Here is a 13,241-nt window from a genome sequence, read left to right as displayed (position 1 = left end):
CTTCTTTTCCCTGCCCTCCTCCTTCATTTATGTTATATAAATGATAATTTAGTTATTTATTAGTTATAAAGACGATTTGTTACCTTACGGAAAAACCGCTCAAGGAGAACAAATCATGCTCAGATTATCCCGCCCGGCGCTGCTGCTACTGCTGGCAGGCTTATCCGCTTCCGCGCTGGCGAAAGCGCCGGAGACCGTGAATATCGGTTATCAGAAAGCTAATATCTTCGCGCTGCTTAAATATCGCGGCACCCTCGATGAAAGCTTCAAAAAGCAGGGTATCGCCGTCCGCTGGATTGAATTTCCCGCCGGGCCGCAGATGCTGGAAGGGCTGAACGTCGGCAGCATCGACCTCGCCGCCACCGGCGATGCGCCGCCGGCCTTTGCCCAGGCGGCGCAGGCGGATCTGGTCTATTTAGCCCACTCCCCGGCGAACCCAAAAACCGAGGCCATCGTGGTGGCGGAAAACTCGGCAATTAAGAGCGTGGCCGATCTTAAGGGCAAGCGCGTGGGGCTCAATAAAGGCTCCGACGTAAACTACCTGCTGGTGACCGCGCTGGAGAAAGCCGGGCTGAGCTATAAAGATATCACGCCGGTCTATCTGCCGCCTGCTGACGCCCGCGCCGCCTTCCAGCGCGGCGCTATTGACGCCTGGGTTATCTGGGATCCGTTCCTCGCCGAAGTGGAAACGAACGCCAAAGCGCGACAGATTGGCAATGCCGAAGGGCTGGTGCCGCACTACACCTTCTACCTGGCCAGCCGCAAATTTGCCGACACCTATCCGGATACCGCAAAGCAGGTGGTGGATGAGCTGGGTAAACTGAGCGAATGGGCCAACAGTCATCAGGAGGATGCCGCCGGGATCCTCTCCACCTCAACCGGGCTGGATAAGGCTATCTGGCTGAAGACGCTGGCGCGTCTGCCTTATGGTGCTGAGCGTATGACGCCTGCGGTCTATAACGAACAGCAGGCGCTGGCGGATACCTTCACCCGTATCGGCCTGCTGCCGGTGAAAGTCGATGTTCGCAGCGCGACCTGGTCGCTGGATAAGCAGTAAGTCTTCCCTTCCCGGGTCGCGGCGCAAGCGCCTTACCCGGGCTACCGGCCCGCAGACGGCGGTGGATCCGTAGCCCGAGCGCCGCCTCCGGGAAAAACCTCCCGCCCCACAGTTCAGCCCCTCACCCTTCGAGGAGAGGGGGACCGGCAAAATTAACTCACCTTCTCTTCACTTCCGACCGCGACCTGCGCGCCGTAGCGATAGCCTGCGCCCGGATGCGGCGCAGCCAGCCGCGGGCCGGCGCCAAACAGCTTCTCGCGCAGGGTTCCCTCGCGATACTCCTGCTTAAACACGCCGCGCTTTTGCAGCTCCGGAACCAGCAAATCCACCACGTCGCGGAAGGTTTCGTGGGTCACCGCATAGGCGAGGTTAAACCCATCGACGTCGGTCTCTTCGACCCAGGACTGCAGCTCATCGGCGACCGTCTGCGGGCTGCCGACCACCAGCGGCCCGAAGCCGCCGATCCCCGCCCAGTCCGCCAGCTTCTGCACGGTCCACTGGCTGTTCGGATCGGCGGTGGAAAACGCCTCTACCATCGACTGAATCGCGTTGGTATGCAGATACTCCAGCACCTGATCCGGCTGATACTGACCAAGGTCGATGCCGGTCCAGCCGGAGAGCAGAGCCAGCGCCCCTTCGTAGCTGACGTACGGTTTATACTCCTGCCATTTAGCCTGAGCTTCACGGTCGGTTTCGCCGACGATGACCGTCTGCATATTGAAGATCAGGATGCTGCGCGGATCGCGCCCGGCCTCCTCGGCGCGACGGCGAATATCCGCCACCGTCTTTTTCAGCAGCACTTTCGACGGCGCGCCGACAAATACGCACTCCGCGTGGCCGGCGGCGAACTGCTTGCCGCGGCTGGAGGCGCCCGCCTGATAGAGTACCGGCGTACGCTGCGGCGACGGCTCGCAGAGGTGGATCCCCGGCACCGAGAAGAAGTTCCCCTGATGGTTAATCGGGTGAATTTTTCGCGGATCGCTGAAGATCTTACGTTCCCTGTCGCGCAGCACCGCGCCATCCTCCCAGCTCCCCTCCAGCAGCTTATAGACCACCTCCAGATATTCATCGGCATAGTCGTAGCGGGCGTCGTGGTCGGTCTGCGCTTTCTGGCCAATATTACGCGCCCCGCTCTCAAGATAGGAGGTCACGATATTCCAGCCCACTCGCCCCTTGGTCAGATGGTCGAGAGTTGAAAGACGGCGGGCGAACGGATAGGGATGCTCAAAAGAGAGCGAAGCGGTCAGGCCGAATCCCAGATGCTCCGTCACCAGCGCCATCGGCGTAATCAGCGCCAGCGGATCGTTGACCGGCACCTGCGCCGCCTGGCGGATCGCCGCATCGCCGTTGCCGTTCAGCACGTCATAGACGCCCAGCACATCAGCGATAAATAGCCCGTCAAACTTGCCCCGCTCCAGCAGACGCGCCAGGTCGACCCAATACTCGAGGTCTTTATACTGCCAGGAGCGGTCGCGCGGATGGGCCCACAGCCCCGGCGACTGATGGCCGACGCAGTTCATATCAAAAGCGTTCAGACGAATTTCACGTTGTGATGACATAGCACTCTCCACGGCACGCCCCGCTGTCGGGACGCGCGCATAATCATTAAAGGAATCAGGGGATAAAAGGCGTTCAGAACGCCGGACATCGGGCGGATTGTTTGACGCCCAGGGTCCGCAGCGCTTCGTCGGCCACGGCGGCGGCATGGTCGGCCACCTGCGGCAGCCCCATTAATTCTCCGAAATACGCCCGCGCGGCGGGTCCGGAAACCAGCAGATTGGGCGTAATCCGCCCTTCCCGGCCTATCGCCCGCGAGCGGCGATCGACGTCCAGGCCAAGGCCGAACGCATCGGCGCGAATCAGCCCACGCTGGCTCAGCTGACGCAGCAGCGGCTGGCTGTCGGTCAACCCGCCGTGCGCCGGGCCGGTGGTTAAAATAAAGTGGTCAGCGCTCACCCGCAGCGTTTCACCGCGCCGGGGCGTCAGGGTTAGCGCCAGCTTTTGCGCGTCGCCTTCCAGCGCCGTCAGCCTGGCCGCCAGCACCCGCAGGCTGCCGTCGCGCTGGCGCTGCTCAAGGACCCCGGCGACCTGCGGAGCGATACGGTAGCGGTGAACGTCCCAGTAGCTGCGCAAATGACGCAGGAAGCGCTGGCGATCGGCCACCGTCAGCCCCTGCCAGATGCTCTGCCCCTGATTACGAACCGCGTCCAGCACCACCTGCCAGGCCTGTCCCTGCTCCGCCGCGCGCTCGATATCCAGACGGATTTGCCGCAGCCGCTGGCGCAGCGTTCCGCGATCGTATTCGCCAGGCCAGGGTTCACTACTGCCGCTGAGGTTGCTGCGGGACAGCAGCCCGCGGCGTGAAAATGCCGCGATCGGCCCCCGATGGCCCAGACGCGTCAGGGTCGCGACGGTGTCCGCCATCGTCAGGCCGGTGCCCATGACCGCGACGCTCGCTTCCGGGGCGATAGTTGCCAGCACGCCCGTTCGCCAGGGGTTAGCGATGAGCGCCGGATGCGTTGCGAACGGCGTCGCCAGCGACGGCAGCGACGGCGGCGGATGGCTGATGGCCAGCACCAGCAGATCGGCCTGCAGCCGACGCCCGCCGTCGGTGACAACTTCACCATGATTAACGCTCAGCGCCTGCTCGCGCAGATGCGTCAGCCGCCCGCCGCTGGCGCGCGCCTCCTCGGCGAAACGCTGGGCGACATAGCGGCCAAACTGACCGCGCTGCGGATAGACCGCGCCGTCTGCCAGCAGGGCATGCGGGTCATCCGCAAAGGCGGGCTGGCTGCGGTACCAGCGATCGAACGCGCCCTCCTCTTCACCGGCAAGCTGCATCCGCGCGGCAGGAACGTTAATCCGATGGCTCGGTTCGGTCGTGGAGTAGGCCACGCCCGCGCCGGGCACCTCGCGCGGCTCCAGCAGCGTGACCCGCACGCCAACCGGCGCCAGGCGCAGGAGATGAATCGCCACCGCCGCACCGCTAAATCCGCCGCCGACAATCACCACGTGCGGTTCAGTTTGCATAGCCCACCGCCTTCACAAATCGGTGTAACATACGCGCCTCCTCAGCTTGCGCTGACCTGTTTCACCGGACGCTTATCGCCGCCGATGGTTTCGCCAAACGGGCCGGTATTGACGCTACGCGCCTTCGGCTGATCGTGGCCTGCCAGCGGCAATAGCGGCATGACCAGGTCAGCGAAACGATGGGCTTCTTCCAGATGCGGGTAGCCGGAGAAGATAAAGTTGGTGATACCGAGCGCCTGATATTCACGAATGCGTTCTGCCACCTGCTGCGGATTGCCGACCAGCGCCGTCCCGGCCCCGCCGCGCACCAGCCCCACGCCCGCCCACAGGTTCGGCGCAATACGCAGATTGTCGCGCGATCCTTTATGCAGCGAACTCATTCGCGCCTGGCCGGTGGAGTCCATACGGGCAAAAATTTTCTGCGCCTGGGCGATAGTTTCGTCATCAAGGTGTGAAATCAGCCGATCGGCGGCGGCCCACGCCTCCTCTTCGGTTTCGCGAACAATCACATGCAGACGAATCCCGTACTGCAACGTGCGGCCCCGCGCGGCGGCGCGCTCGCGCACTATCGCCAGCTTTTCGGCCACCAGCGCCGGCGGCTCCCCCCAGGTCAGGTAGGTATCGATTTGATCGGCGGCGACGTCGATGGCTTCCTCAGAGGAGCCGCCAAAAAACAGCGGCGGGCCGTTTTCCTGTACCGGCGGAAACAGCACTTCCGCGCCTTCCACGTGGATATGCTCGCCGTGATAATCCACCTTTTCACCTTTCAGCAGGCGCGAGTAGACGTCGAGAAATTCGCGGGTGACCTGATAGCGTTCGCCGTGGCTGAGAAAAATACCGTCGCCTTTGTTCTCCACCGGATCGCCGCCGGTCACCACGTTAATCAGCAGCCGACCGCCCGACAGGCGGTCGAGCGTCGTCGCCATCCTCGCCGCCAGCGTCGGCGGCTGCAGGCCCGGACGAACGGCCACCAGATAGCGCAGGCGGCGGGTCAGCGGCGCCAGCGCCGAGGCCACCAGCCAGGAGTCTTCGCAGCTTTTCCCCGTTGGGATCAGCACGCCGTAGTAGCCGAGGCTATCGGCCGCCAGCGCCACCTGCTGCAGGTAAGGCAAATCAACCGGGCGTCCGCCCTCCGAGGTGCCCAGGTAGCGGCCATCGCCGTGGGTGGGCAGAAACCAGAACACGTTGATTTTATCGTCGGTTTTTTGCGTCATTATCCATTTCCTATATAACCATATCCGATATTTATCGAAGAGTTGTTTTAATTTGGTTATATGAGTGTTAGCGATAATCGTGCCAATGGTGAATACAAAATTAACAACATAAATTCAGTAAGTTACAAAAAACCGAACCTTACGCCGCTGTTGCAAATGCCGCAGCCAATGCGTCCGGACTGCGGCATTTGCAACAGACCGGCGAGTTAGCCCTCTGGTTTCCGTCCCCGGCACAGGATAACTTCAGGACATCAAATACCGGAGGTCACCATGCTGAATCCTGAATTTCCATCCTCTACGCCCGCGCTGATCGACCCGGCGTCAAAAGCGTTTCAGAGCCTGCTGGATAAACTGGCCCCCACCGAGGCGACCGTGCTGATTGTCGGCGAAACCGGCACCGGTAAGGAGGTCGTCGCCCGCTACCTGCATCACCATAGCCCGCGCCGCCACCGGCCGTTTCTGGCCGTCAACTGCGGCGCGCTCAGCGAAAGCCTGGCGGAAGCGGAGCTGTTCGGCCATGAAAAAGGGGCGTTTACCGGCGCGGTACAAGGCCATCCCGGCTGGTTCGAGGCGGCGGAGGGCGGCACCCTGCTGCTCGATGAAATCGGCGAGCTTAGCCTGCCGCTTCAGGTCAAACTGCTGCGCGTTCTGCAGGAGCGCGAAATCACCCGCGTCGGCTCGCGCAAGGCCATTAAGGTGGACGTGCGGGTGATCGCCGCCACCCACGTGGACCTGATGCAGGCCATCCGCGAGCGTCGTTTCCGCGAAGACCTCTACTATCGCCTGAATATCGCCCTCGTCCCGCTGCCGCCGCTGCGCCAGCGTCGCCAGGATATTCCCGTACTGGCGGACCATTTTCTCTCGCTCTACGCCCGCCGCCTGGGCCGCCCGGCTCGTCGTCTGGCCCCGGAGACGCTGGCAAGGCTGATGGAGTACCCCTGGCCGGGCAATATTCGCGAGCTGGAAAACACTCTGCATAACGCGGTATTGCTGAGTAAAGAAGAGGAGATCGGCCCCGCCCAGCTGCGGCTGACGACGCTGAACAATGAGCCCTCGGCGGCGGGCGATAATGAGCTCGACGATTTTATTCGTCGTCAGCTTTCCCTGCCGGGCGAGCCGCTGTGGGAAAGGGTCACCGGGGCGTTGATACGCGGCGCGATGGCCCACAGTGACGATAATCAAAGCCAGGCCGCGGCGCTGCTCGGTATTAGCCGCCACACGTTGCGCACGCAGCTGGCCAATTTTGGCATCATTAAAAGCCGCCGCCGTCAGGAGCCCCTCTTCGGCGCGGCGGTCAACAGCGTCTCTCGCGACCGGGAACTGCGCATCGGCTTCCAGCGCTTCGGCAATCTTGGCATCCTGAAAGCGCGGCAAAGTCTCGAGCAAGCCTTTGCCAGCCGCGGCGTCAGCGTGCTGTGGAGCGAATTCCCCGCCGGGCCGCAGCTGCTGCACGCTCTCGCCTGCGATGAGATCGATTTTGGCACCACCGGCGAAGCGCCGCCGGTTTTCGCTCAGGCGAGTAACGGCGAGCTGGTCTACGTCGCCTGGGAACCGCCCGCTCCGCAAAGCGTGGCGATGGTCGTCCCGCAGCACAGCGACATTCGCACCATTGCCGACCTGCGCGGCAAGCGTATCGCGCTGAATAAGGGCTCTAACGTGCACTGGCTGCTGCTGCATATCCTGGAAGAGGCGGGGCTGGCATTAAACGACGTCAAAGTGGTCTATATTCCGCCGAAATATCCGCTGACCGCCAGCGATTACCTGGCGGTGGACGCCTGGATGATGTGGGATCCGCTGCTCAGCGACGCGGAATATAGCGGCGAATTACGGGTTGTTGCCAGCGGCGAGGGGCGCGTCAATAACCACCAGTTCTACCTGTCGCGCCGCGACTACGCCAGCCGCAATAGCGATATCATGCAGCGCCTGTTAGCCGAGCTGGCGCAGACCGGCCAGTTTATTGACCGGCACCGGGAGCAAGCCGCCGGACTGCTCTCCGCCGAACTGGGGCTTAACGCCGCCTCACTGACGCGCGCCTTATCGCGCCGCAGCCATCGTCCGCGGCCGATGGATCTCAACGTGATTCGCGCCCAACAAAGTATCGCCGATCGCTTTTACGCCCTGGGGCTTATCCACAAACCGGTTTCGGTGCGCGAGGCGGTCTGGTACGGCGAAGCCACCAATAGCGATCTCGGCCTGCTGATGCACGTTGATTAGCCGGAAACTGCGAGTCATCTTCCTGATTTCCCTGGCGCCAATAGCCTCATCCGCGCGGCGATGTTACCCTGAAAGGCACTGCAATAAGAGCCTATTTATGAGGATATCCGTGGCCGTTCATCTGTTAATCGTCGACGCACTTAATCTGATTCGCCGCATCCACGCGGTGCAGGGGTCACCCTGCGTCGACACCTGCCTGCATGCGCTTGAACAGCTGGTGGTCCATAGCCAGCCAACCCACGTGGTGGCGGTATTTGATGATGAAGACCGCGGCCACGGCTGGCGACATCAGCGTCTGCCCGATTATAAAGCCGGGCGCGCGCCGATGCCGGAGACCCTCGAAGCGGAAATGCCGGCGCTGCGGGCGGCGTTTGAGCAGCGCGGGTTTCGCTGCTGGGCGCTCAGCGGCAGCGAAGCCGACGATCTTGCCGCGACCCTGGCGGTCAAAGTGGCGCAGGCCGGCCATCAGGCAACCATCGTTTCAACCGACAAAGGCTACTGCCAGCTGCTGTCGCCAACGATCCGCATCCGCGACTATTTTCAGAAGCGCTGGCTTGATGCGCCGTTTATCGCCAAAGAGTTTGGCGTGACGCCGGAACAGCTGCCTGACTACTGGGGGCTGGCGGGCATCAGCAGCTCAAAGGTTCCCGGCGTGGCGGGCATTGGGCCGAAAAGCGCCGCCCAGCTGTTAACCGATTTTCAGGATCTGGAAGGGATCTACGCGCGGCTGGCGGACGTGCCGGAGAAGTGGCGCAAGAAGCTGGAAGAACAGAAAGAGATGGCCTTCACCTGCCGGGACATCGCGCGCCTGCAAACCGATTTACAGCTGGACGGCAACCTGCAGCAGCTGCGGCTGGCACGATAGCGCCGGGCTGCGGTGCGCGCGGCTTCCCGGAGGCGATGCTGCGCATCTGTCCGGGCTACCGGCCCGCAGACGGTGAGCGCATTCCCCGGGTCGCGGCTTATGCCTTACCCGGGCTACCGCAGACGGCTGAATACCTGTAGCCCGGGCAAGGCGCGTCAAGCGCCGCCCCCGGGAGCAGAGCGCAGCGTGGCACCATTTCCCCGGAGGCGATGCTGCGCATCTGTACGGGCTACCGGACCGCAGACGGTGAGCGCATTCCCCGGGTCGCGGCTTACGCCTTACCCGGGCTACCGCAGACGACGGTGAGCCCGTAGCCCGGGCAGGCGCTTGCACCGTCCCAGGGAGCAAAGCACAAAGGGGCAGCCCGTAGCCCGGCTAAGCGCAGCGCAAGCCGGGGAATAACAGCGCCGGGGTATCAGCCCAGCACATCTCCCGGAAGCAGCCGGCAGAAGCCTTCGCTTACGGCATCACTCTTCGATACGCAATCCGTAGGTTTTGAATTTCTCCAGCACGATAGCAATGGCCTCGTCGCCAAGAACCGGCACCGGGTCGGTGATGGCCAGAGTGCTGAGATAAAGCTGCGCCAGCACCTCAACTTCATGCGCCAGCCACAGGGCCTTCTCCAGATTCTCTTCACAAGCGATCAGGCCATGGTGCTGCAGCAGCGTCGCTTTGCGGTTTTTCAGCGCCACGGCCACATGCTCAGACAGCTCGCGGGTACCAAACGTGGCGTAGGGCGCACAGGGGATAGAGTTACCGCCCGCCGCCGCAATCATATAGTGAATGGCGGGAATGGGACGATTGAGGATCGACACCGCCGTAGAGTGAACCGCATGATTATGTACCACCGCGTGAGCATCAGGCCGCGTCTGATAAGCCGCCATATGAAAACGCCACTCGCTGGACGGCAGTTTACCCTGTTCATGCTGACCTTCGGCATCGATATACACAATGTGCGCTTCCGTCAGCTTTTCGTAAGGAATACCCGTTGGCGTGATCAGCATCCCCCCTTGATAACGCACGCTCACGTTACCGGCGGTTCCCTGATTTAACCCCAGGCGGGTCATTTCCAGGCAGGTATCAATAATCTGCCGGGCCAGTCTATTTCGTTCCATTCTTTACCTCTCTTTATGATGCGCAATGCGACAACAGACGGCTCGCCGGAGATGACGCTCCGACGCTGTTGAATAGCTCAAATAATTACTCACCATCATCATCCCGAATAAGCAGAAAGGAATTTACATCCGCCGGTTCTGTGATTCCTCTCACTTATTTCAGTATAAAAACAACCGTTCATTGATTTTTGCTTTCTGAAAAATGCCCGTTCTTACTAATAGATTTAAAAACGGGCATTTTACTGATAGTTTTAACAACTGCCCGTTTTCCACATAATAAAATAAATCGGTCATCGGCCCTGTGGGTTTTACAATTAACTTTCTCAAACGGTCATGTTTTTCTGATTATTAAAGTGATGATAATCACATAAAACCACCGAGTGGATACGAAGTGTGACCGCTATCATATTAAAAGGCTTTTTTAATTTGAAAATGAATTCATGAGTTCACTCCGTGATGTTTATTTCACTGTTGATGTCGTCACAAGAGCTCGCCTGATTTTTGCGGTCTGGTGGGCATAAGCCGGCTGCTGAACACGCTTCTGAACCAATGAGGATGCTATGGGAAACACAACAATACAAACGCAGAGTTTTCGTGCGGTAGAGACAGGGCAAAGCAAGCGCTACATTATTCCCTTCGCCCTGCTGTGCTCGCTGTTTTTTCTTTGGGCGGTCGCAAATAATCTCAACGATATTTTATTACCACAATTTCAACAAGCCTTTACCTTAACTAACTTCCAGGCTGGACTGATTCAATCCGCCTTTTATTTCGGCTATTTTGTCATTCCCATTCCAGCCGGAATTTTGATGAAAAAGTTAAGTTATAAAGCCGGCATTATTACCGGACTGTTCTTATATGCTTTTGGCGCCGCGCTATTCTGGCCCGCCGCTGAGGTTATGAATTACACCTTATTCCTGATTGGCCTGTTTATTATTGCTGCAGGCTTAGGGTGTTTAGAAACCGCGGCAAACCCGTTTGTTACCGTCTTAGGACCAGAAAGCGGCAGTCACTTCCGGCTTAATCTTGCCCAAACGTTTAACTCGTTTGGCGCCATTATTGCGGTGGTTTTTGGGCAAAGTCTCATTTTGTCTAATGTGCCGCATCAATCGCAGGATGTGCTCGATAAAATGGCTCCGGAGCAGCTTAGCGCCTATAAACACAGCCTGGTGCTCTCGGTGCAAACCCCGTATATGATCATCGTCGCGGTTGTCTTACTGGTCGCTCTGTTGATTATGTTGACCAAATTCCCGGCCCTGCAGAGCGACGACCATAGTGACGCCAACCAGAGTTCCTTCTCCGCTTCCCTTGCTCGCCTGGTCCGCGTTCGCCACTGGCGCTGGGCGGTGCTGGCGCAGTTCTGCTACGTCGGCGCGCAAACCGCCTGCTGGAGCTATCTGATTCGCTACGCTATCGAAGAGATCCCCGGCATGACGCCCGGTTTCGCCGCCAACTATCTGACCGGCACGATGGTGTGCTTCTTTATCGGCCGCTTCTCCGGTACCTGGCTCATCAGCCGCTTCGCGCCGCATAAAGTGCTGGCAGCCTATGCCCTGCTCTCGATGATCCTGTGCCTGATTTCCGCTTTCACCGGCGGCCACGTGGGTCTGCTGGCCCTGACGCTGTGCAGCGCCTTTATGTCGATTCAGTATCCGACCATCTTCTCGCTGGGCATCAAAAACCTGGGGCAGGACACCAAATACGGCTCCTCTTTTATCGTCATGACCATTATTGGCGGCGGGATTGTCACCCCGGTGATGGGCTTTGTCAGCGACGCCGCCGGCAACATCCCCACCGCGGAGCTGGTCCCGGCGCTGTGCTTTGCCGTCATCTTCATCTTTGCCCGTTTCCGTTCGCAAACGGCAGCTAACTAAACATTTATCCGAATAACGTGAGGAATCTGGAATGAAAAAAATCAGCTTACCGAAAATTGGCATCCGCCCGGTGATTGATGGACGCCGCATGGGGGTGCGCGAGTCGCTGGAAGAGCAAACCATGAATATGGCGAAAGCCACCGCCGCGCTGATCGTGGAAAAACTGCGTCACGCCTGCGGCGCGCAGATTGAGTGCGTCATCGCCGACAGCTGCATTGCGGGCATGGCGGAATCCGCCGCCTGCGAGGAGAAATTCAGCAGCCAGAACGTCGGCGTCACCATTACCGTGACTCCGTGCTGGTGCTACGGCAGCGAAACTATCGATATGGACCCGCTGCGGCCAAAAGCCATCTGGGGCTTTAACGGCACCGAGCGCCCCGGCGCGGTTTACCTTGCGGCAGCGCTGGCGGCCCACAGTCAGAAGGGTCTTCCGGCGTTCTCCATTTATGGTCACGACGTGCAGGACGCCGACGACACCTCTATTCCGCCGGATGTCGAAGAAAAACTGCTGCGCTTTGCCCGCGCCGGCTTAGCGGTGGCCAGCATGAAGGGCAAAAGCTATCTTTCCGTCGGCGGCGTGTCGATGGGGATCGCCGGTTCTATCGTCGATCACAACTTCTTCGAGTCCTGGCTCGGTATGAAAGTGCAGGCGGTGGACATGACCGAACTGCGCCGCCGCATCGACCAGAAAATCTATGATGAAAGCGAGCTGGAAATGGCGCTGGCGTGGGCGGATAAAAACTTCCGCTACGGCGAAGACCAGAACGCGCAGCAGTATAAGCGCAACGCCGAACAGAGCCGCGCGGTGCTGAAAGAGAGCCTGCTGATGGCGATGTGCATCCGCGACATGATGCAGGGCAACAAGAAGCTGGCGGAAAAAGGGCTGGTCGAAGAGTCGCTGGGCTACAACGCCATCGCTGCGGGCTTCCAGGGCCAGCGCCACTGGACCGATCAATACCCTAACGGCGATACCGCCGAGGCGCTGCTCAATAGCTCGTTCGACTGGAACGGCGTACGCGAACCCTTCGTCGTCGCCACGGAAAACGACAGCCTCAACGGCGTGGCGATGCTGATGGGCCACCAGCTGACCGGCACCGCCCAGGTGTTTGCCGACGTGCGCACCTACTGGTCGCCGGACGCGGTTAAACGCGTCACCGGCCAACCGCTCACCGGACTGGCGGAACATGGCATTATCCACTTGATCAACTCCGGTTCAGCGGCGCTGGACGGCGCCTGCAAACAGCGCGATGCGGAAGGCAAGCCAACCATGAAGCCGCACTGGGAAATCAGCCAGCAGGAAGCCGACGCCTGCCTCGCGGCCACCGAATGGTGCCCGGCGATTCATGAATATTTCCGCGGTGGCGGCTTCTCCTCCCGATTCCTGACCGAAGGCGGCGTGCCGTTCACCATGACCCGCGTAAATATCATCAAAGGCCTCGGCCCGGTACTGCAGATTGCCGAAGGCTGGAGCGTAGAGCTACCGAAAGCGATGCATGACCAGCTGGATGCCCGCACCAACTCCACCTGGCCCACCACCTGGTTTGCGCCGCGCCTGACCGGTAAAGGCCCGTTCTCCGACGTCTACTCGGTGATGGCGAACTGGGGCGCTAACCACGGCGTGCTGACCATCGGCCACGTTGGCGCCGACTTTATCACCCTGGCGTCGATGCTGCGGATCCCGGTGTGCATGCATAACGTAGAAGAGGCGAAAATCTACCGCCCCTCCAGCTGGTCTGCGCACGGGATGGATAGCGAAGGCCAGGATTACCGCGCCTGCCAGAACTACGGCCCGCTGTATAAACGTTAAAAATGCCTGATGGCGCTGCGCTTATCCGGCCTACGGATGATACCGTCCCGTAGGCCGGATAAGGCGTT

At 60.3% G+C, this 13,241-nt stretch carries 9 protein-coding genes; 5 read left to right on the top strand and 4 right to left on the bottom strand.

Annotated elements, in window-relative coordinates; genetic code table 11:
- Nucleotides 1–115: 115 nt before the first annotated feature.
- Entirely contained in the window at nucleotides 116–1,057 is a 942-nt protein-coding gene (locus ABLU96_RS14585) for an aliphatic sulfonate ABC transporter substrate-binding protein (RefSeq protein ID WP_042945985.1), read from the top strand.
- A gap of 152 nt (nucleotides 1,058–1,209) precedes the next feature.
- Here the strand turns inward: ABLU96_RS14585 and ABLU96_RS14580 are convergent, their stop codons facing one another.
- The 3 genes from ABLU96_RS14580 to ssuD form a co-directional block, all read right to left on the bottom strand.
- Nucleotides 1,210–2,616: an LLM class flavin-dependent oxidoreductase gene (locus ABLU96_RS14580; RefSeq protein WP_014226609.1), complete on the bottom strand. Its 1,407-nt coding sequence runs from the start codon at nucleotides 2,614–2,616 to the stop codon at nucleotides 1,210–1,212.
- A 73-nt stretch (nucleotides 2,617–2,689) separates the two neighbouring features.
- A complete protein-coding gene (locus ABLU96_RS14575) occupies nucleotides 2,690–4,087 on the bottom strand; it encodes an FAD-dependent oxidoreductase (protein WP_049084461.1) in 1,398 nt (465 codons plus the stop codon).
- A gap of 41 nt (nucleotides 4,088–4,128) precedes the next feature.
- Nucleotides 4,129–5,301: an FMNH2-dependent alkanesulfonate monooxygenase gene (gene ssuD / locus ABLU96_RS14570; protein ID WP_014226611.1), complete on the bottom strand. Its 1,173-nt coding sequence runs from the start codon at nucleotides 5,299–5,301 to the stop codon at nucleotides 4,129–4,131.
- A 270-nt stretch (nucleotides 5,302–5,571) separates the two neighbouring features.
- On the opposite strand from ssuD, the gene ABLU96_RS14565 reads away from it, so the two are divergent.
- A complete protein-coding gene (locus ABLU96_RS14565; RefSeq protein WP_064374718.1) occupies nucleotides 5,572–7,515 on the top strand; it encodes a sigma-54-dependent Fis family transcriptional regulator in 1,944 nt (647 codons plus the stop codon).
- A gap of 109 nt (nucleotides 7,516–7,624) precedes the next feature.
- Nucleotides 7,625–8,380 carry a flap endonuclease Xni gene (xni, locus tag ABLU96_RS14560; RefSeq protein ID WP_014226613.1) on the top strand — a complete coding sequence of 252 codons (756 nt, stop codon included), beginning with the start codon at nucleotides 7,625–7,627 and terminating at the stop codon, nucleotides 8,378–8,380.
- A gap of 467 nt (nucleotides 8,381–8,847) precedes the next feature.
- Here the strand turns inward: xni and fucA are convergent, their stop codons facing one another.
- Nucleotides 8,848–9,495 carry an L-fuculose-phosphate aldolase gene (gene fucA / locus ABLU96_RS14555; protein WP_004853673.1) on the bottom strand — a complete coding sequence of 216 codons (648 nt, stop codon included), beginning with the start codon at nucleotides 9,493–9,495 and terminating at the stop codon, nucleotides 8,848–8,850.
- A gap of 560 nt (nucleotides 9,496–10,055) precedes the next feature.
- Between fucA and fucP the strand changes: the two genes are divergently transcribed.
- Nucleotides 10,056–11,366 (top strand): L-fucose:H+ symporter permease, encoded by a 1,311-nt coding sequence (gene fucP / locus ABLU96_RS14550; RefSeq protein WP_025108015.1) that lies wholly within the window; start codon nucleotides 10,056–10,058, stop codon nucleotides 11,364–11,366.
- A gap of 31 nt (nucleotides 11,367–11,397) precedes the next feature.
- Nucleotides 11,398–13,173 (top strand): L-fucose isomerase, encoded by a 1,776-nt coding sequence (gene fucI, locus ABLU96_RS14545; RefSeq protein ID WP_046876656.1) that lies wholly within the window; start codon nucleotides 11,398–11,400, stop codon nucleotides 13,171–13,173.
- Nucleotides 13,174–13,241 lie beyond the last annotated feature (68 nt).

This window comes from Klebsiella sp. CN_Kp106 (assembly GCF_040064575.1).
Lineage (GTDB): Bacteria > Pseudomonadota > Gammaproteobacteria > Enterobacterales > Enterobacteriaceae > Klebsiella > Klebsiella michiganensis.
Note: the sequence above shows the minus strand (reverse complement) of the source record. Positions and strands in the feature narration are given on the sequence as shown.